The 18,935-nt window shown below is 73.6% G+C and carries 15 protein-coding genes and 2 pseudogenes; 12 read left to right on the forward strand and 5 right to left on the reverse strand.

Annotated elements, in window-relative coordinates; translation table 11 throughout:
• The first annotated feature begins 14 nt into the window (after positions 1–14).
• From LUZ64_RS32130 to LUZ64_RS32160, 7 genes are all read left to right on the forward strand, one after another.
• Positions 15–950, forward strand: a complete 936-nt coding sequence (locus LUZ64_RS32130; RefSeq protein WP_095585221.1) for a hypothetical protein — start codon at positions 15–17, stop codon at positions 948–950.
• Complete coding sequence (locus tag LUZ64_RS32135; protein ID WP_170116970.1) at positions 947–2,077, forward strand: hypothetical protein; 1,131 nt, start codon at positions 947–949, stop codon at positions 2,075–2,077. The genes LUZ64_RS32130 and LUZ64_RS32135 overlap by 4 nt, the downstream gene beginning before the upstream one ends.
• Before the next feature lie 148 nt (positions 2,078–2,225).
• Positions 2,226–2,531 carry a cupin domain-containing protein gene (locus LUZ64_RS32140; protein ID WP_095585222.1) on the forward strand — a complete coding sequence of 102 codons (306 nt, stop codon included), beginning with the start codon at positions 2,226–2,228 and terminating at the stop codon, positions 2,529–2,531.
• Positions 2,532–2,720: 189 nt separating this feature from the next.
• Positions 2,721–4,289: an FAD-dependent oxidoreductase gene (locus tag LUZ64_RS32145; RefSeq protein WP_095585223.1), complete on the forward strand. Its 1,569-nt coding sequence runs from the start codon at positions 2,721–2,723 to the stop codon at positions 4,287–4,289.
• 123 nt (positions 4,290–4,412) lie between these two features.
• On the forward strand, positions 4,413–5,474 hold the full coding sequence (locus tag LUZ64_RS32150; RefSeq protein ID WP_095585224.1) for a hypothetical protein: 1,062 nt from the start codon (positions 4,413–4,415) through the stop codon (positions 5,472–5,474).
• A 332-nt stretch (positions 5,475–5,806) separates the two neighbouring features.
• Complete coding sequence (locus tag LUZ64_RS32155) at positions 5,807–6,502, forward strand: transglycosylase SLT domain-containing protein (protein ID WP_095585225.1); 696 nt, start codon at positions 5,807–5,809, stop codon at positions 6,500–6,502.
• 186 nt (positions 6,503–6,688) lie between these two features.
• Positions 6,689–7,234 carry a DUF4232 domain-containing protein gene (locus LUZ64_RS32160; protein ID WP_095585226.1) on the forward strand — a complete coding sequence of 182 codons (546 nt, stop codon included), beginning with the start codon at positions 6,689–6,691 and terminating at the stop codon, positions 7,232–7,234.
• Positions 7,235–7,255: 21 nt separating this feature from the next.
• Here LUZ64_RS32160 and LUZ64_RS32165 read toward each other — a convergent pair whose 3' ends face one another.
• From LUZ64_RS32165 to LUZ64_RS37625, 5 genes and pseudogenes are all read right to left on the reverse strand, one after another.
• Positions 7,256–9,040, reverse strand: a complete 1,785-nt coding sequence (locus LUZ64_RS32165) for a protein-arginine deiminase family protein (RefSeq protein WP_143593477.1) — start codon at positions 9,038–9,040, stop codon at positions 7,256–7,258.
• A gap of 190 nt (positions 9,041–9,230) precedes the next feature.
• Positions 9,231–9,773 (reverse strand): GNAT family N-acetyltransferase, encoded by a 543-nt coding sequence (locus LUZ64_RS32170; protein WP_095585228.1) that lies wholly within the window; start codon positions 9,771–9,773, stop codon positions 9,231–9,233.
• Between the two features lie 313 nt (positions 9,774–10,086).
• On the reverse strand, positions 10,087–12,444 hold the full coding sequence (locus LUZ64_RS32175; protein ID WP_232389693.1) for a collagenase: 2,358 nt from the start codon (positions 12,442–12,444) through the stop codon (positions 10,087–10,089).
• A gap of 191 nt (positions 12,445–12,635) precedes the next feature.
• A pseudogene (locus LUZ64_RS32180) lies at positions 12,636–12,896 on the reverse strand (oligopeptide/dipeptide ABC transporter ATP-binding protein); the annotation flags it as partial.
• A pseudogene (locus LUZ64_RS37625) lies at positions 12,886–12,990 on the reverse strand (ABC transporter ATP-binding protein); the annotation flags it as partial. The pseudogenes LUZ64_RS32180 and LUZ64_RS37625, both read right to left, overlap by 11 nt.
• A 284-nt stretch (positions 12,991–13,274) precedes the next feature.
• Here LUZ64_RS37625 and LUZ64_RS32185 point away from each other — a divergent pair.
• From LUZ64_RS32185 to LUZ64_RS32205, 5 genes are all read left to right on the forward strand, one after another.
• Positions 13,275–14,645, forward strand: a complete 1,371-nt coding sequence (locus LUZ64_RS32185; RefSeq protein ID WP_232389692.1) for an aminopeptidase P family protein — start codon at positions 13,275–13,277, stop codon at positions 14,643–14,645.
• A gap of 74 nt (positions 14,646–14,719) precedes the next feature.
• Positions 14,720–15,865 carry an NAD(P)/FAD-dependent oxidoreductase gene (locus LUZ64_RS32190; RefSeq protein ID WP_095585229.1) on the forward strand — a complete coding sequence of 382 codons (1,146 nt, stop codon included), beginning with the start codon at positions 14,720–14,722 and terminating at the stop codon, positions 15,863–15,865.
• 69 nt (positions 15,866–15,934) lie between these two features.
• The gene (locus LUZ64_RS32195) at positions 15,935–16,249 is read left to right on the forward strand and encodes a (2Fe-2S)-binding protein (protein WP_095583784.1); all 315 of its coding nucleotides are present in this window, start codon (positions 15,935–15,937) and stop codon (positions 16,247–16,249) included.
• Entirely contained in the window at positions 16,230–17,951 is a 1,722-nt protein-coding gene (locus LUZ64_RS32200) for an FAD/NAD(P)-dependent oxidoreductase (RefSeq protein ID WP_143593397.1), read from the forward strand. Before LUZ64_RS32195 ends, LUZ64_RS32200 begins: the two co-directional genes overlap by 20 nt.
• A 60-nt stretch (positions 17,952–18,011) precedes the next feature.
• Positions 18,012–18,920 (forward strand): dihydrodipicolinate synthase family protein, encoded by a 909-nt coding sequence (locus LUZ64_RS32205; protein ID WP_095583783.1) that lies wholly within the window; start codon positions 18,012–18,014, stop codon positions 18,918–18,920.
• The last annotated feature ends 15 nt before the right edge of the window (positions 18,921–18,935 follow it).

Raw genomic sequence — 18,935 nt, forward strand, 5'->3', positions numbered from 1 at the left:
AAGGAGCCGCGTTCGTGAACGAGCCGGCCAACGACCCCTGTCTGCTCGACTACGCCGTCATCAGCGACCCGTACCCGCTGTACGCGGCCACCGCCGACAGCCCGGCCTCGACCCTGCACCTCGTGGTCTCCAACGGCGGCGGCGACACCGTCTTCTGCCGGGAGATCATCTTCTCGCTGCCGGAGGGCGACCTGGCCCAGAGCCTGGTGGCGACCGGCGGGGGAGACGGCGACGGCAGCGCCGCCGGCTGGACCGTCGAAGAGCTCCAGAAGGGCGCGAGCACCGTCCTGCCGTCCGGCGAGTACGCGAGCTTCCGGGTCAAGCCCCCGGCGGACGGGACGAAGGTGGAGGGCTCCGGCCTCACCATCACGCTGCGGAACCTGCACATCGGCACCCAGCCGGGCACGGCCCGCATCGAGATCCGGGAGACCGCCACGAAGGACACGGCCCAATGGCCGGACAGCCCGCGCTACCGGACCCTGGAGATCACCAAGTTCCCGCGTCCGGAGCTTCCGTCCGTCGGCAACTTCCGGGTCGAGCCGTGCGAGGTCGAGCTCGGCAAGGACAGGGACAGCGACAAGGTCCGCCTGGTATGGGACGGCCCGACGGACATCGATTACACCGTGGTCTACGGCGCCGGCGCGACGAAGGCGGACGGCCAGGCGGACGTGGTCCGGGGCCGCGAATGGTGGGGCACGGTCACCCGCGACACCACCTTCCACCTGACGTACACGGCGGCCGGGTCCACCCACTACCTGACGGCGGGTGTCACGGTCGCCAACCCGCACTTCACCGGACTGACGGTGGACGGCAGCGCGACCGTCACCCAGGACCTGACCGTGGGCCGCGACGCCGACGTCACCGGAACCGTCGAAGCGACCGAGGACATCGCGACACACGGGAAGTTCCTCGACGCCAAGGGCACTCCGCTGCGGGGAGATCTGGCGTGACGGGCAAACTCACCGTCAAGGGCCGGATCACGGCCGGCGGCGACGTGGGCGGCGACGGCGGCCGTCTGACCCTCCTCAACCCGTCCGGCAAGCAGGAGTTCGGCGACGAGGGGGAGCACCCGTTCACCGTCCCGGCCGCGGTCACCCTGCTGGACCTGCATGTGCGGGGCGGCGCGGGGCGGGGCGGCGACGGCGTGGACGGTGGCAGGGGCGCCGACATCCAGGCCCTCGTGTACGTGGAGCCCAACGAAGAGCTGACCGTTCGGATTTCCCATGACGGGGCGGCCGGAGCGTCGGCGCAGGTCCTCCGCGGAGGCACCGTGGTCGTGGGCGCGGGCGGCGGCGGGGACGCCGGTGGGCCCGGCGGCCATGGCGGCGGCGGATCCAACGGCCGGGCCGGCGGCTCCTCCAGCAAGCAGGGAGGGGTGCACGGTTCGGGCAGCGCCGGAGGCGGCGGAGGAGCGGGCGGTGCGGGCGGGAACGCGGGCCTTGTCACGGCCGACGGCGGGACGGTGCCGGGCGAGGTGGGCAAGCAGGGTTCTTCCGGCGCGTCCGGGAGCAGCGGAGGCGTGGGGGGAAACGGTGAGGACGCCCCTTACCTCTTCGACACCCACAAAGGCGGCACCGGTGGCGGTGGCGGCGGCGGTGGGACGGCCGACGCCCCCGGTGGCGGAGGCTACGCGGGCAGCGGCGCCCCCGACGGGAACGGCGGTGGCTCCGGTAGCGGGCGTACGGGCGGCAGCGGGGGACAGGCCCCGGGAGGTGGTGACCCCCACGGCGGTCAGGGCGGTGCGGGAGGCGACGGCGGTGAGGGAGGCTCCGGCGGCCGGGGCGGCGCCGACGGCAGCGCCCCGGGCGCCGCGGCCTCGGGCAGCGCCGGGGCCGCCGGCCAGGGCGGCGGTGGCGGCGGGAGCGGCGGCACCGGCCACGGTGGCGCGGGCTACAACGCCGGCGGCGGTGCCGGTGGTGGCGGCGGTGGTGGCGCAGGCGGCACCGGTGGGCAAGGCGGACGGGGCGGCGACAGCCACCTCGACGCCTCCCGGGCCACACTGAAGGTCCCCAGCACCTACAGCACGGACGCCGCGCACGTCACCATCGCCTGGGGCAACCACAAATTCCCCGCTTGACCCGGCTCGGCGACGGCAGGCGCGCCGAGAGGTTTTACCGAACGGTCGACCAGCCGTCTTTCCCGCTCAGGTACCTTCCGGACATCCACTGATCGCGATGTGCGGATCTCTCCGGCGTAACCGGAGAGATCCGCTCGGGAGGTATGTCATGAGCGTGGTCGATCTGGTCCGGGCGGCGACGGTACTGCCGGACGCCTGGAGTTCCCGGCCGCTGGGAAAGGTGGGGACGGCGTGCGTCAAGGTGCTGCGCATGGACGCGCTGCCCGTGGAGGAGGAGACGCACGGCACCGCCGAGGTGCTGCTCGTGCTCGACGGCAGGCTCGAACTGACCGTGAAGGGTGTCGAGGTGTCGGTCGGGCCGGGCGAGATGTACCTGGTGGAGGCGGGTGCCCGGCACGCGGTCCGGCCGGGCGGCCACGGCACCCTGGTGATCGTGGAAGTGCCCGAGGGGTGAGGTGGTGAGGGCCGCCGGATCGGGGGGCACGGTATTGGTACGCGGTCGGCCGGTACGGCGAATGGACGCGGCGTCCGCACCCTCGTCGGGGCCCGTGACCTGCGGTCGCAAGTGCTGTCGCTGACCCGTTCGACGCCCCCGTGCCGGTCCGCGCGTTAGCCGTGGCGGGTGCCAGGAACATGGAAGTGCATGCCCACACCCCCTGCTACGACGCACGAGTCCTACTGGATGGATTCCACCCCCGCCACGGCGTACGCGGCGCTGGGCCCCGTGGAGACCGAAGCGGAGGTCGCCGTCGTCGGAGGCGGCATCGCCGGTCTGTGCACGGCCTGGGAGCTGGCCCGGGCGGGTGCGGACGTGGTCGTCCTGGAAGCCGACCGGATCGCGGCCGGCGTCACCGGGTACACGACGGCGAAGGTGTCCGCGCTGCAAGGGCTGGTCTACAGCGGGATCCGGTCCGCGCACGGCCCGGAGGCGGCCGCCCTGTACGCGCGTGCGCAGCTGGACGCCGTCGAGCACACGGCCGCGCTCTGCGCCCGTGCGGGCGCGGACGCCGAGCTGGAGCGGGCGGACGCCTTCACGTACGCCGAGACGCCGGAGGGCGCGGAGGCGGTACGGGAGGAGGCCCGGGCGGCGGGGGAGGCCGGGCTCGACGTCGGTACCGTCGGCGACCCGGCGGACCTGCCTTTCCCCGTCGCGGCCGCGGTGCGCCTTCCCGGGCAGCTGCAGTTCCACCCGCGGAAGTTCCTGCTGGCCCTGGCGGAGGGGTTCACGGCCGGGGGCGGGCGTATCCATGAACGCACCCGTGTCACCGCCCTGCGCGAAGGCGCCCACTGCCACCTCACCACGGAGGGTGGCGGCACGGTCCGGGCGCGCGACGTCGTCGTCGCCACGCACTACCCGGTCTTCGACCGGTCGCTGCTGTTCGCCCGGCTCACACCGCGGCGCGAGCTGGTGGTCGCCGCAGCCGTGCCCGCCGGCCCGGCGCCCCGGGGCATGTACCTCACGCCGGAGGGCGGCACGCGCTCGGTGCGCACCGCCCCGTACGGGGACGGGCGCCGCCTCGTGATCGTCACCGGCGAGAAGTTTACCCCCGGGGCGGCCGACGTGGAAGCGCGGTTCGCCCGCCTGCGGCGCTGGGCGGAGGAACGCGTCCCCGGCTTCGGCGACTCCACGGTCCACTACCGGTGGGCCGCCCAGGACAACGACTCCGACGACCACGTCCCCTACATCGGCCCGGCCCATCCCGGCACCCGGCACGTCCACGTGGCCACCGGCTTCGGCGGCTGGGGCATGACCAACGGCGTACTGGCCGGCCGGCTGCTCGCCGCCCGTATCACCGGCGGCCCGCGCCCCGACTGGACGCAGCTGTTCGACCCCCGCAGACTGCCGCCCCTGCGCCGGACGGGCGCGCTGCTGAAGGACCAGATGGAGGTGGCCAAGCACTTCGTCGGCGACCGCCTGCACACCACCCACGTCGACTCCGTCACCGACATCGCACCCGGCCGGGGCGCGGTCGTACGCGTCGACGGCCGCCGGTGCGCCGTCTACCGCGAGCCTTCGGGAGAGGCCCGCGCCGTCTCCGCCAGGTGCACGCACCTGGGCTGCCTCGTCCACTTCAACGACGCCGAACGCACCTGGGACTGCCCCTGCCACGGCTCGCGCTTCGCCACCGACGGCTCGGTCCTGCACGGCCCCGCCGTCCACCCCCTCGAACCGCGCGACCTGCCGGGCCCGGACCGTACCGACGAGGCGTGACACCCGCGCCCAGCGGTGACGGGACCTTCCGGGAGGCCGCCCACTTCCGTGGGAAGCCGTGGCCTCGTCCTCGGGCGGACCACGGGCCGTGCCGTCCCCCGGTGGTCCGCATACCGTGGCCCCATGGGTGAGGAGAGTGACGGCTCCGGCGCGTCCCGGGGCTCTGTTCGCGGGCGGTGCTGGTCGGCGTTCCGGCGGTCGCCCTTCTTTCCCGCCACCGTGCTCGTGCTCATCGTGGCCGCGGCCGCCGGGCTCTTCGCGGGCTCCTACACCTATGCCATGGCCAATCCGACCCCGCACAACATCCCCACCGCCGTCACCGGGGTCCCCGCGTCCGAGGTCAAGCGGGCCGAATTCGTGCAGGGCATGGAGCGGGCGCTGGGGGCCGAGCTCCGGCTCCGGCACTTCGCGACCTACCAGGAGGCCCGGAACGCGGTCGACGACCAGCGGGTCTACGCCATCCTCCAGAGCCGGCACCACGCGGCCGGACTGGACGTCTCCGGGGCCTCCGGGGCCACCGTCGCCCAACTGCTGGCCGAGACCGCGCCGCGGGTCGGCGAGGAGATCGGCGTCCCCGTGGCCGTCCGGGACGTGAATCCTCTCCAGAAAGGCGATCCGCGCGGTCTCGCGCTTTTCTACATCACCCTGGCGGCCGTCATCCTCGGATTCGTCGGCGCCATTCAGATGAGCGTCCACGCGGGCGCGCTCAATCCGGCCGAGCGCATCGCGTTCACCGCCGCCTATTCCGTGCTCGGCGGCTTCACCATCGCCGCGGTCGTGGACTGGGGCCTGGGCGCGGTGCGGCTGCCTTTCGCGGAATCCTGGCTGATTCTGGCGCTGACCCTGTTCACCTCGGGCATGGTTTTCACGATGTTCAACGCCCTCTTCGGGCGGTGGGCCATGCTGCCCACCTGGGGCCTCATGGTCCTGCTGGGCAACCCGTCCTCGGGCGGTGCCGTCTCCTGGCCGCTGCTGCCCTCGCTCCTCGGCGAGATCGGCCGCTGGCTGCCCCCGGGCGCCTCCGTGAACGCTCAGCACACGGCCGTCTACTTCCAGCAGCACCAGCACTTCTTCCCGTTCGCCGTGCTGATCGCCTGGGCCGCGCTGTCCTGCGCGGTCTTCTGGACCCGGCGGCACCGCCACCCCGGCGGACGCGAAACGGCGGCCGCGGCGGCCGCGGGCTGATTCCCTCCCCTTCCGCCGCTCTTCGCGCTGACGCTGTGCTTGCGGATCCTTGCTTTGTGTTGTTTCGGGGGTGTCCCCGTGTGAGGCGCCCCATGCGGCGTGCGTCACTTACGAAGGTGATTAGTGGACAAGGTCGCCGCATTCCGGGGGCGGGCGGGTTTCCGGGTGCCGCTCGATGAATGTCCTTAGTAGGTCACAGTGATTGCCAGGCCTTTTGCCGGCCGCTAACAATTACGGGGTCGCTGGGCGCCGTCGACCGAGAAACGGCGCTTTGCTTTTGCGCCGCTTCAGGGCCGGGCGACATCCCCGCGATCGGAAGGTTCAGCTCACTCATGCGCTCCACCATCTCCGCTTATACCCGTCTGCCCAAGATCCACAAGTTCTCCGTCGCCGGCATCGCCGCGACCGGTGCCGCCGTCGTCGCGGTGGCCGTCGCCCCCCAGGCCTTCGCCGCCGACACGCACACCGCTCCGGCGCCGACGGCCGCCGTGCAGCCCGTGGCCGTCGGTGCCGACACCGTCGACGAGGCGCAGCTGGCCGAGCTGGCGAAGCGCGTCGACGACGCCGCCGAGGCCGGTCAGGCCGCCGCCGCGAAGGCGAAGGCGGACGGCGAGCGGGCCGAGCAGCAGGCCGCCAACCGCTCCACCGAGCGCAAGGCCATCGAGGCCCGGCCCGCCGCCCCCGCCGCCCCGGCGAAGAAGACCTACGCCGACAACCTGGACGGCTGGATCAAGGAGGCCGTGGACATCCTGCAGGCCAAGGGCATCCCGGCCTCGTACGACGGCATCAAGCGCAATGTCATGCGTGAGTCGACCGGTAACCCGCGTGCGATCAACAACTGGGACGTCAACGCCGTCAACGGCATCCCCTCGAAGGGCCTGCTCCAGGTGATCGACCCGACCTTCAAGGCGTACCACGTCGAGGGCACCTCCTGGGACATCTACGACCCGGTCGCCAACATCACCGCCGCGTGCAACTACGCCGCCGACAAGTACGGCTCGATGGACAACGTCAACTCCGCGTACTGACCGGCCCGGCTCGCCCGGCAGCGCCGGCCGACCGCACTCCGCCGAGGGCGGTGGCACCCCTGCGAGGGGCGCCACCGCCCTCGGCGCGTACCCGGGGTAACCGGGGCCCCGGTGAGCCGGGAGGAATGGACGGGCCAAGATGAGGTAGCCGGAAAGACGAAGACGTTCGAACACTGGAGGGACGCGATGTTACGGAGCACCCTGCGCAGGACCGCCGCCACCACCCTGGCGACGGCGGCGACGGTGGCGGCGGTCACCGTCGGCGGCGCGGCCACGGCCTCGGCCGCCCCGGCCGCCGCGCAGACCCCGACCTGCCACGTATCAGGCCTGCGGGCCTCGCTGTCCGACAAGGGCGGCCACCAGAACGGCATGTCCCACGAGGGCACCGTGCTGGCCCTGACCAACACCTCCGGCCGTACCTGCGCGCTGCGCGGCTACCCCGGCCTCCAGCTCGAGGACACCCGTCACCAGGCGGTCGACACGGACACCTCCTGGGGGAGCACCTACTTCGTCCCCGACCCCGGCAAGCGCACGCTCGTCCTGAAGCCCGGCGGTTCCGCCGAGGCGGCCCTGGCGTGGGCGCACGCCGACGCCCCGCGGCTGGTGCAGGCCGGCTACCTGCGCATCACGCCCCCGGCGTCCCGTGACCACCTGACGATCCCGTTCGAGAAGACGGTGACCAACGGCCACCTCTCCGTCACCGCGTTCGCGTACCGCATCGACGTGTCCTGACGCCGGCCGCCACGAGCCCCTCTACGTGATCTCGCGGAGGGCGTTCGTGGCGCAGTGCACTTCGCCGCCGCCGAGGTGTGCCCAGGAGAAGTTCTCCACCCAGCGCACCCGCACCCCGCCGGTGGCCAGGGCGCGCTCGGTCTCGGCGCGGAAGAGGTCGCGGCCGGCGACCCGCGGTCCGTGCGGGGCGGGGGCGGCGAAGTCGCGGGCGGTCAGGGACAGTCCGTTGGCGAGCGCGGGGGAGAGCGCGATGTGGCGCCGAGGCCGGCCCTCGCCCGCTTCGACCCGGTAGTAGAGGACCGGCAGGCGGACGATCTCCCGCGGCTTCAGCCCGGTCTCCCGCAGCAGGACCGCGAGTTGCCCGTCGATGTGCCGGGCCGCGTCCTCGTTGTCGCCGGCCCGCCGCTCATGGCGCAGCAACTCGTCGACGGTCGGCTTGTGCTCCGCGACCGTGTCCGCGAAGAGGCGCTGCCCGCCCTCGCCCGCGGCCCGGGCCTGTTCGAGCAGGGCCAGGGCCCCTCGGGGGTCGGAGACGGCCAGCGTCCAGCCGCGCGCGTTGTCCGCCCGTACGACGTGGACGGTCTCGTCGACGTGGCCGACCAGCAGCCAGGAGGTGTCCAGCACCACCGAGGGCTGCTGTCCCTGGGCGTCCAGCATGCGGACGAACGACGGGTCGGGGCGGCGGTCGGCACTGCTGCCGTAGAGGACCCGGCCCCGCGGGTGCCCGGCGTACGGCGGCAGGGACTCGAAGTTGCCCGTGAAGTTCAGCAGTTCGTCGACGTTCTTCTCGCGCCGGGACGTGGGCGTGTACTGCTGGACCACCCCCACACCGGGACCGCGGAGGTCCTGGTAGAGGAGCCGTCCCGCGCGGCGGAGGCTCGCGGAGCGGCCGTCGGCGGACGTCCAGTGGTTGGGGGAGCGCAGCAGGACGCGCATCGTGTGCCGGCCGTGGGGCGTCTCCCTGGTGACGTAGCCCGGCTCGGCGATGTCCTGGCGCCAGATGTCCTTCCACCACCGCGCGGTGCCGGGCTGGAAGCGCAGGTCACTGTCGGGAAGGCCGGAGCTCCTCGCCGCTTCGCGCAGGGAGTCCGCGAACTCCCGCCACTGGCCGGGAGGCCGGGTCGCGGTGGGGACCTCGACGGGCTGCCCCTCGCCCGGCCCCGGCGCGGCGGCGAAGACGTGCCGCGCGCGCTGGAGGTCGTGTTGCAGCAGGACCGGCGCCACGTGCAGGGCCGCCCGGGCCGCCCGGGTGACTCCGTCCCGTGTGACGGTCAGGGTCACGTCGATCCGGCCGTCCCACCGCTCGCGGTCACGCACGATGTCGCGGGCTTCTACGGCCAGCCGGGCCCCGCGCCGCAGCTCCCGGGCGGTCAACCGCCCGTCGGCGCCCAGCGACACGTACCGCCCGTCGCGCACCACGAAGACGCGCGCGTAGGGGCGCTGGGCGGCGGGCAGCGAGACCTGGCCCTCGGCACGGTCGCCCGCGGCCAGGGGCAGCACGCTCAGCGGGGTGAGGTCCTCGGCGTCGGCGGCCCCGTTGACCACCTCGTCCGCGGCGTCGTGGCACGCGGCGAGCCGTTCGTCGACGGCCACGTCGAGCCGGTCCAGGTCGCCGGGGCGCAGGGCGCAGCGCCGGGCGTCGTCGTCGACGTTCGGCAGTACGGTCGTGCCCTCGGGCGCGCGCAGTTCGAGCCCGGCGACCGTGGCGGAGGCCCGGGCGCCGGCGGGGGAGATCAGCGTGGCTACGACGGCCGCGCAGGCCAGCGCGCCGGCCATGGACGCCCGCCTGGTCAGTGGACTGGTCATGCCCCCACTGTCGCGCGGCCGGGCGGCACGTCACATCGGCCACCCGGCGGATGCCGGGCTGCATCGTTGTGTCCAGTCCGGGGGCGGGCCTCTCCCCTCACGGGTGGAGTCCCGATCGCGCCACCCGAGGGGCGGTCCCGGCCTTCGGGTCAGCCTTCCTGGTTCACGGCCCCCATGCCCGGCCCCCGGGTCAGGGCCTGTAGATGCAAGCCGCCAGCCGGGTGTGCGACTTCCAGCCCAGCGTCTCGTACAGGGCCCGTCCCTCGTCCGTCGCCGCCAGGACGCCGAGGGACGCGCCCTCGGCCACGGCGTGGTCGGCCAGCGCGCGCATCACGAAGGCGCCGAGGCCGCGGCGGCGGTGGGCCTCCTCGGTCACCACCTTGTCGAAGACCGCTTCCTGACCGAGCAGCGCCATCTGCCCCTGGGCGGCGACCTCGCCCCCGGCGTCGCGCACCCGGACGTACGTGACGCCGTCGTCCGTCTCCAGCGAGGCGGTGTACCCGTCGGGTGCGACGGGTCCGGTGGCGGTCAGGTCGACGGCCATGAGATGACCGGCCTCCGCCTCGTCGACCACCCAGCCACGCGGCAGCCACGGCCTGATGTCCTCGGGCTCCACGGGCGCCTTGAGCCAGGTGTGCGCGACGTCCACCGTGGCCGCGGCCGCGCGCACCGCCGGCTCGTCGGCCTCGAAGAGCACATGGCGCCCCATGTGTGTGGGCTGTCCCACCTCCATGTAGGTGCCCCAGGGGTGTTCGGTGGGCGGCGGTGTGTGCCGTGACAGTGCCCATCCCGCAGCCCATACCTTGACAAGTTCCGCTACCACGACGCCTCCTGATGTAACCGTCACTCAGCAGGAGCGCACATTACGCGCTGCCGCGTGTCACGGCACTCCATTTTTCGGTGACGGGAGCGCCCGGGCCTCGTCATCTCCCCTTGCGCGAGCCGAAGTCGGCGGGTCCCCGGGCCGGGCGGGCGTCGCGTGCGGCCCCCGCCCCGGCGCCGTAGGATCCCACGAGTCCAAGGGGGCATGCGGATGCCGGTCGGAATCAGCCCCTCAGCGGCCCTTCGCACGTGAAGTCCGCCGTTCCCGCGGGGCGGTCCGACCAGAGGTCGACCTTGCCGAAGGAGCAGTTCATGTCGGCGAAGTTGTTGGTGCCCTTCTTCGTGCGGTCGAGGATGAAGTAGTCGACCGTCCCGGACATGTCCTTGAAGACCAGGTCGGGGCTGCCCGGGTCGCTCAGGTTGGCGGTGATGCGGCCGGCGCAGGTGAAGCGGGGGCGCTCCGGGGCCTCGTCCGAGCGGCATTCGGGCGTGATGCCGGTGGTGGCGTCGAAGGAGGCGCGGACCGTGGCGGGGTGGCCCGCGTCCAGGCCGTCGACGGGCGTGAACGAGGTGTCCGGCACGTAGAGGTCCTTGACCTTGGCGATCTGCTGGTCGAGGAAGGTGTCGTACGCGCGCTGCAGGCCGCTGTCCCGGCCGAGCCGGTCGCGCCAGGCGTCGAAGCCGGCGACGTCGTTCGCGCGGAGGTGACCGTACATCTCCTTGAGCAGCGCGGGGCGCTCGGTCCACAGGTACTCGAAGAACGTGCCCGCGTAGGAGTAGAAGCGGAAGCCGTCCCGGTCGTACTCCGCGTGCAGCAGCTCGTAGACGCTCATGCGCGGTTTGGTGCCGCCCGCCGTGTCGTTGATGACGCTCTGGACCAGGGACTTGCGGACCTTGACGCCCTCGCCCCGGGTGGCGCCGTCGAAGAACTCGGCCGTGCCCTCGTCCATGGCGGTGGTGCGGTCGCCCTGGTACCACGGGCCCTCGCCGAAGGATCCGGGGACGGCCCAGCGGCCGTTGAGGTAGTGCGTGTACTCGTGCCGGAAGAGCTCCTCCAGCGTGAGCGTGGAGTCCTGGGGGACGCGCCGCTCGTAGGTGTAGAAGGTGGCGCCGTTCTCGATGTAGACGCCGCCGTTGTTCGTGCCCATGCCGGTCAGCAGCGGGTGGTAGACCTCGTAGTCGGCGCGGGAGGCGTACAGCACGATGTTGAGCGTGGTGTTGGTGTCGCCCGCCAGCGGCTGCTCGGTGCCCAGGACCCGGTGGAACTGCGCCTTTACCTGCTTGCTCGCGTAGTAGAGGCGGTCGACGGTGGCGCGGGGCAGGGCGGTGCGGACCTTGATGGCGCCCTTGTCGTACGTGTAGGTGGACGGGAAGACGCGGCGCTCGATGTCGGCCTTGCACACCCCGTACCGCTCGCAGGCGTCGAACTCGATCAGCCAGGTGACGACCTTGGCCCAGGGCTCGCTGCCCTCCCCGAAGTTGCCGGTCGTGGTGGCCAGCAGCCCGCCGAGATCGGCGGTGATCTGCCCCTTGAGCGCGTCGATCTGACCCATCCGCCCGTACTCCCCGACGGCGTCGCGCACCACCCAGGCGTTGGACGTGCCCTTGAGGTGGGTGTAGTCGGCGAAGGCCTTGAAGGCCGCGCGGTAGGAGGCGTCGGCCGTGACGGCGGTGTGGAAGGCGGTGTCGTGGTTGCCCGGGTAGACGCCCAGGTAGTTGAGGGAGAGCGCGGCGAGCGCGGCGCCGGCCCAGGAGGTGTCCTTGGCGGTGTCGGGGTGCGCGGCGTCCATGGTGGCCAGGACGCGCTTGACGAGCGGCAGCTGGTGCTGGCGCAGCCCCGGGGCACTGGCCGCGTAGAGCGCCTCGCGCAGGGTCTCGGCGTTGGTGCGCGTCACGTCGAAGGTGCGCGAGGCGGTGCCGAAGGCGGACACCGCGCGGCGCATCGCCTCGACGGTCGGCGCGTCGGTGAGGTCGATCTCGCCGCGGGAGAAGTCGTGGTAGGCGACGGCGTGGAGGTAGGTGAACATCTCCAGCAGGTGACTGCCGTTCTTGCCGTCGTGCGCCGCGGCCAGGCTCTCGATCCGGCGGGAGACCGCTTGGACGTGCGGCCTCGACATGACCGGGACCAGCCGCTGGTCCCAGGTCCAGATGAGCGTGCGCAGGCAGCCGTCGGCGGTGACGGCCCGGTCGGCGAGGAAGTCGGCGAACTGCTCGGGGGAGAGGCGCGTGATGCCGTCGAGCGTGCACGGCACGGCGGTGCCGCCGAGGGTGGCGCGGGGCGGTACGGCCGTGGGCTTCGGCTCGGCGGTGAGAGCGCCGGGGACGCGGCCGTGCGTGAGGCCGCCGGGGGCGGTGGGGGAGGCGGCGGTCGGCTTGGGCGCGTTCGCCAGCCGGGTGACCTCGTCGAAGGGGTTGGGCGTGGGGGTGTCCTGCCGCACGCCCGCCGTCGGCGCGGAGGCTGACGACCGAGGCGCGGGGGACGGGGAGTCCGCGTGGCCGGGCTGGACGGCGGTGGCGCAGAGCGCCGTCGCTATGGCGGCGGTGAGCAGGGATGCGCGCAGGGATCTGGAACGGGACGACACCGATGACTCCTGTGTGGGAGGTGTGGGTTGCCGTGCGCACGTGAAGTGAGGGCGTGCGCACGGCAACAGTGGAGGAAGTGGCGCAGAGGGTTGTTCAACTGCCGTTCGGCAGAAGGAACGTGGGGGTCTGCTGCTGCGTCATGTCATGTGTAACGTAGTAATGTGAAATGGTACTGACAACCCCTCAGGCATCACGGGTTCTGCGGAACCGCGAAGTGGCAGGCCACCTCACGTGCCTCGCCCGGCAAGGTGATCCGCTCGCGCGTCCGCTCGGCGGCCGGGTCCGGCAGCGGCACCGCCGAGAGCAGGGCCCGCGTGTACGGATGGGCCGGGGCCGCGTACACCCGCTCCTTGTCGCCGACTTCGACGATCCGCCCCGGATACATCACGGCCACACGGTCACACACCCGCTTCACCACCGACAGGTCGTGGGCGATGAAGAGGTAGGCGAGCGTCGTCGCCGTCGTCGAGGCGGGGGAGCGAGTCGAGCGGCCCGCGGGTGTAAGGGTGACCCGGGTCGGCGAAGAGCCCATCGACAGGGGCCTGTTAGGCCGCCCGCCACGTGGCGAAGGAGAACCGCGATCACGAATGCTTCGAGTGCACCCGGTGCGGTTACGGTGATCACGCCGACCGGGTAGGCGCGCTCAATCTGCACTCAGGGCCGGGCCGGCCCGCTGCGCAGCGTCCTAGTCGCTGGCGTAGGAAACCTGTCACTCCGTGAACAGTCGAACAGCTGGACGCTGAAATGTGACCCGTAACATAATAATGTGAAATTGCACTGACAAGGTGTCAATCGGTCCGTTACCCACCTGTGTCCGAGGGGGAGTCCCGTGCACGAACCCGCGGTCGCCGCGATCCGTACGGTCAGTCATGACCTGCCGGTCTCGGCCGAGTTCGAGGCGTTCATGGCGAACGGCTGGGCGGCGACACCACTGCCCGCCGACATCCGGCTGCCCGTGGCCGGCCTCGCCGCGGCGCGCCGCGCGAAGCTGTCGGCGCGCTTTCCCGGCGAGCGGCTGATCGTGCCCGCGGGCGAGTTCAAGGTCCGCTCCAACGACTGCGACCACCGCTTCCGCCCGCACAGCGCCTACGCCTGGCTGACCGGACTGACCGGTGAGGACCAGGCCGGTCACGTGCTGGTCCTGGAGCCCGACGGCCCGCACCGGCACGAGGCGGTGCTGTACGTACGGCCGCGGTCACCGCGCGCCGGCGAGGAGTTCTACCGCGACCGGCGCTACGGCGAGTTCTGGGTCGGCCGTCGCCCCGACCTCGCCGAGGCCGAGCGCATGACCGGCATCCGCTGCGCGCGCCGGGGGGAGTACGACCGGCTGCCGCCGGGCCGCGACGCGTCCGGCGACCGCGAACTCGCCGCGGCCCTCAGCGAACTGCGCCTGGTCAAGGACGCCTGGGAGGTCGAGCAGCTGCGGCTGGCCGTGGACCACACCACCGCCGGCTTCGAGGACGTCGTGCGGGCCCTGCCCCGCGCCCTCGCCCACCCGCGCGGCGAGCGGTGGATCGAGGGCGTCTTCGGCCTGCGCGCCCGCACCGAGGGCAACGGCCCCGGCTACGAGACCATCGCGGCCTCCGGCGCGCACGCGTGCGTCCTGCACTGGATACGCAACGACGGCCGCCTCGACCCCCGCGAACTCCTCCTCTTGGACGCGGGCGTGGAGACGGACACCCTCTACACCGCGGACATCACCCGCACCCTGCCGCTCTCCGGGCGCTTCTCGCCCGTCCAGCGACAGGTCTACGAACTGGTCCTCGCTGCCCAGGACGCGGGCATGGCCGCCCTCAAGCCGGGGGCGAGCTTCCGCGACTTCCACCGGGCCGGCATGCGGGTCATCGCCGAAGGGCTCGCCGAGTGGGGCGTGCTCAAGAGCGCCGAAGGCGACTTCCACCGCCGGTACACGCTGTGCAGCAGCGGCCACATGCTCGGCCTGGACGTCCACGACTGCGCCCAGGCGCGGGCGGACGCCTACCTCGACGGCGTTTTGGAGGAGGGGCAGGTCCTCACCGTCGAGCCCGGCCTCTACCTCCAGCCCGACGACGAGACGCTCCCGGCCGAACTGCGCGGCATCGGCGTGCGGATCGAGGACGACCTGGTGATCACCGCCGGCGGGGCCCGGCTCATGTCGCACGCGCTGCCCCGCACGCCCGACGCCGTCGAGGCGTGGATGGGTGAACTTCTCGAAGGATAGGGAAAGCGTCAACCACGAGGTACGGACGGGCTCTTGGCAGCGACAGTGCAATGTGAAATATTACTGACGTGCTCATGAGCAACTCCTCCTCGGACGTCATCGTCGTCGGAGCGGGTGTCGTCGGCGCCGCCTGCGCCTACTACGCGGCCCGCGCCGGCCTCGCCGTCACCGTGGTCGACCGCGGCCCCGTCGCGGGCGGGACCACGGGCGCCGGCGAGGGAAACCTCCTGGTCTCCGACAAGGAACCCGGCCCCGAGCTCGAACTGGCCCTGCTCTCCACGAGGTTGTGGAGCGATCTGGCGGACGAGCTCCCGGCCCGGATCGAGTACGAGGCCAAGGGCGGCCTCGTCGTCGCCTCCGACGCCTCCGGCCTGGCCGCGCTGCGGAAGCTCGCCGCCGCCCAGGCCGGGGCAGGCGTCACGGCCGAGGAGGTCCCGGCCGACCGGCTGCGCGATCTGGAGCCGCACCTGGCCCCCGGCCTCGGAGGCGGCTTCCGCTATCCGCAGGACGCCCAGGTCCAGCCCGCCCTCGCCGCCGCCCACCTGCTGCGGGCCTCCGGGGCGAGGGTGCGCACCGGAGAGGAGGTCACCGCCGTCCTCACGGGGGCGAACGGCCGGGTGCGGGGCGTCCGTACGGCGGCCGGCGAGCTGCGCGCCCCGTTCGTCGTCAACGCCGCCGGCACCTGGGGCGGCGAAGTGGCCCGGCTCGCCGGCGGACACCTGCCCGTACTGCCCCGGCGGGGCTTCGTCCTCGTCACCGAACCGCTGCCACGCGTGGTGCGGCACAAGGTCTACGCGGCCGACTACGTCGCCGACGTCGCCAGCGGCTCGGCCGCGTTGCAGACCTCCGCCGTGGTCGAGGGCACCCCGGCGGGCCCGGTCCTGATCGGCGCCAGCCGCGAACGGGTCGGCTTCGACCGCGCCCTGTCCGCGGAGGTGCTCCGGCGCCTCGCCGCCCAGGCCACGGCCCTGTTCCCGGTGCTGGCCGGAGTGCGGGTCCTGCGCACGTACGCCGGATTCCGTCCGTACCTGCCCGACCACCTGCCCGCCATCGGCCCCGACCCCCGCGTCCCCGGGCTGCTGCACGCCTGCGGTCACGAGGGCGCGGGGATCGGGCTCGCCCCCGCCACCGGCCTCGCCGTCGCCCGGCAGATGACGGGAGGTCAACCCCCGCTCGACCTCGGCCCCTTCAGCCCCGGCCGCTTCGCACCGGCCGATTGAACCCCCGCCGCCCGACCCCCGTTCCGTGCCCGCCCGCCGGCCCGCACCGTCCCGAGAGGAGGCCCGCACATGGCCCGTACCCCCGCCGACCTGGTCAGGGCGGACCCCGACCCGCCCTTCGAGATCACCTTCGACGGCCGTACGGTCACCGCCCTGCCCGGCCAGTCCGTCGCCGCCGCCCTGTGGGCGGCGGGCATCCTCGCCTGGCGCACCACCCGGCACGGCGGCCGCCCGCGCGGCGCCTTCTGCGGCATCGGGCAGTGCTACGACTGCCTCGCCACCGTCAACGGCGAGCCCAACCGCCGGGCCTGCCTGGTGCCCGCGCGGCCCGGGGACGCGATCACCACCCAGGAGGGACACGGCCGTGCCGGGCTCGCCGTCTGAACCGTACGACCTCGCCGTGATCGGCGCGGGCCCCGCCGGCCTCGCCGGGGCCGCCACCGCCGCCCGGCTCGGCCTGTCCGTCGCCGTCCTGGACGCCGCCGCGCAGGCGGGCGGCCAGTACTTCCGCCACCCCGCCCCGGGCCTGGGCGCCGCCCGCCCGGAGGCCCTCCACCACGACTGGGCCGCCTTCACCGAGCTGCGCCGGCGCTTCGAGGCGAGCGGGGCCGCGCACCTGGCCGGACACCACGTGTGGGCCGTCATGCGGCGGGACGAAGGGCTGTGGAGCGTGCACGCGCTCGTGGGCGAGGACGGCGGCGAGGGCGCCGGTCACGGGGGTGGCACGGCCTTCGGCAGGGGAGGCGGCCTCGCCGATGGAGGCCGGGGCGGCGCGGGTGCCGATGGCGCGACCGCCCCCGGAGCGGGCGGTGGTGGGATGCCGCGCGGGGGCGGCCGGGGAGCCGGTGGCGCTCGTGGCCACGACGGCGCGGGCGCCGGCGTCGGTCCGGTCACCCGTGATGGCCGGGGAGCCGGTGCCCGCGCCGACGCCGTCAGCGGTCGCGAAGGCCCCGCCTCGGCAGGTGCCGGCGACGAGCGCACCGTACGCCTGCACGCCCGCGCCGTCCTCTTCGCCACCGGAGCCTCCGAGCGTCACCTGCCCTTCCCCGGCTGGACCCTGCCCGGCGTCGTCGGCGCAGGCGGCGCCCAGGCCATGCTGAAGTCCGGGCTCGTCCTGCCCGGACGGCGGATCGTCGTCGCGGGCAGCGGGCCGCTCCTCCTCGCCGTCGCCTCCACGCTCGCCGCCGCCGGCGCCCGGGTCCCCGCCGTGGCGGAGGCCGCCGGCTACGTCGGCTACGCCCGCAGCCCGCGCACCCTCGCGGCCAACCCCCACAAGCTCCTCGAAGCCGCCGTCCACGGCACGGCACTCCTGCGCCACCGCGTCCCGCTGCACACCCGCAGCGCGGTCACCGAGGCGCACGGCACCGACCGCGTCGAGGCCGTCACCGTCTCCCGGCTCGACCGTGACTGGCGCCCCGTGCCCGGCACGGGCCGCCGCATCGCCTGCGACGCCCTGGCCGTGGGCCACGGGCTCGCGCCGCAGACCGAGCTGGCCACCGGACTCGGCTGCGCGACCCGCCGTGTGCCCGACGGCACGCACGCCCTCGTCCTGGACGGCCTCCAGGAGACCTCGGTGCCCGGCCTGTGGGCCGCCGGAGAGGCAGGCGGGACCGGCGGCTGGGAACTCGCCCGCGTCGAGGGCGAGCTGGCGGGCATCGCGGTGGCCGCCCGGCTGCGGGCGCTCCCCGCGCTCACCCGCGGCAGACGCGTACGGGACCTGGCCCGGCGCCGCGACCGCACGCGCGCCTTCGCCGACGCCATGGCCACCACCCACGCCCCCGGCCACGGCTGGACCGCGTGGCTCGACGACGACACCGACGTCTGCCGCTGCGAGGAGGTGACCGCCGGGAGCGTCCGCGAGGCCGTCACCGGCCTCGGCGCCCGGGACGCCCGGACCGTCAAGCTCCTCACCCGGGCCGGCATGGGCTGGTGCCAGGGCCGGATGTGCGGCGCGGCCGTGGCCTGCCTCGCGGCGTCCGGTACGGCGCGGGGGACCGTACCGCCGTCCGCCGAGCGCAGGCCGCTCGCCGTGCCCGTACCGCTGGGCTCCCTCGCCGCCGGCCCCGAGGAACCCGGGGACGCCTGAACCACCGCACCGTCCACGATCGCGTACGTCCTGCACAGAGCCATAGAAGGGTTGACCGGTATGACCACCTCCTCCTGGACCCCCGACCGCCCCTGGCGCGGCATCATGGTCGCCACCGCGCTCCCGCTGCGCGCGGACCTCTCCGTCGACCACGACGCCTACGCCGCGCACGTCCGGTGGCTCCTGGACAACGGCTGCGACGGAGTCGTCCCCAACGGCTCCCTGGGCGAGTACCAGACCCTCACCGCCGAGGAACGCTCCCGCGTGGTGCGCACCGCCGTCGAAGCGGCGGGCGACGGGGCACGCGTGATGCCCGGTGTCGCCGCCTACGGCGGCACCGAGGCACGACGCTGGGCCGAGGAGGCCGCCGAGGCCGGCTGCGGCTCCGTGCTGCTGCTGCCGCCCAACGCCTACCGCGCCGACGAACCGGCCGTACGCGCCCATTACGCCGAGGTCGCCCGGGCCGGCCTGCCCGTCGTCGCCTACAACAACCCCGTCGACACCAAGGTCGACCTCACCCCCGCCCTGCTGGCCCGGCTGCACGCCGAAGGCGGTGTCGTGGCCGTCAAGGAGTACAGCGGGGACGTCCGGCGCGCCTACGAGACAGCCGAACTCGCCCCCGAGCTGGACCTGCTGATCGGCGCCGACGACGTCCTGCTCGAACTCGCCGTCGCCGGGGCGGTCGGCTGGATCGCCGGCTACCCCAACGCCTTCCCCGCCACGTGCGCCCGGCTCTACCGCGCCGCCGTCGCCGGTGACCTGGAGACGGCCCTGCCCCTCTACCGCTCGCTGCACCCGCTCCTGCGCTGGGACTCGAAGACCGAGTTCGTACAGGCCATCAAGCTCTCCATGGACATCACCGGACACCACGGCGGCCCCACCCGCCCGCCGCGCCTCCCGCTCACGGGCGAGACCGAGGCCGCGGTGCGCGCCGCCACGGAGAAGGCCGTCGCCGACGGACACCACTGACCTCCGCCCTCACTT

It is taken from the genome of Streptomyces albireticuli (assembly GCF_021228125.1).
In the GTDB taxonomy this organism is placed as follows: Bacteria; Actinomycetota; Actinomycetes; order Streptomycetales; family Streptomycetaceae; genus Streptomyces; species Streptomyces albireticuli.

Coding starts and splice junctions, on each gene's coding strand:
- LUZ64_RS32140 (WP_095585222.1), top strand. CDS start 2,226: ATGAGCGTGGTCGATCTGGTCCGGGCGGCGACGGTACTGCCGGACGCC.
- LUZ64_RS32145 (WP_095585223.1), top strand. CDS start 2,721: ATGCCCACACCCCCTGCTACGACGCACGAGTCCTACTGGATGGATTCC.
- LUZ64_RS32150 (WP_095585224.1), top strand. CDS start 4,413: ATGGGTGAGGAGAGTGACGGCTCCGGCGCGTCCCGGGGCTCTGTTCGC.
- LUZ64_RS32155 (WP_095585225.1), top strand. CDS start 5,807: ATGCGCTCCACCATCTCCGCTTATACCCGTCTGCCCAAGATCCACAAG.
- LUZ64_RS32160 (WP_095585226.1), top strand. CDS start 6,689: ATGTTACGGAGCACCCTGCGCAGGACCGCCGCCACCACCCTGGCGACG.
- LUZ64_RS32165 (WP_143593477.1), bottom strand. CDS start 9,040: ATGACCAGTCCACTGACCAGGCGGGCGTCCATGGCCGGCGCGCTGGCC.
- LUZ64_RS32170 (WP_095585228.1), bottom strand. CDS start 9,773: ATGGAGGTGGGACAGCCCACACACATGGGGCGCCATGTGCTCTTCGAG.
- LUZ64_RS32190 (WP_095585229.1), top strand. CDS start 14,720: ATGAGCAACTCCTCCTCGGACGTCATCGTCGTCGGAGCGGGTGTCGTC.
- LUZ64_RS32195 (WP_095583784.1), top strand. CDS start 15,935: ATGGCCCGTACCCCCGCCGACCTGGTCAGGGCGGACCCCGACCCGCCC.
- LUZ64_RS32205 (WP_095583783.1), top strand. CDS start 18,012: ATGACCACCTCCTCCTGGACCCCCGACCGCCCCTGGCGCGGCATCATG.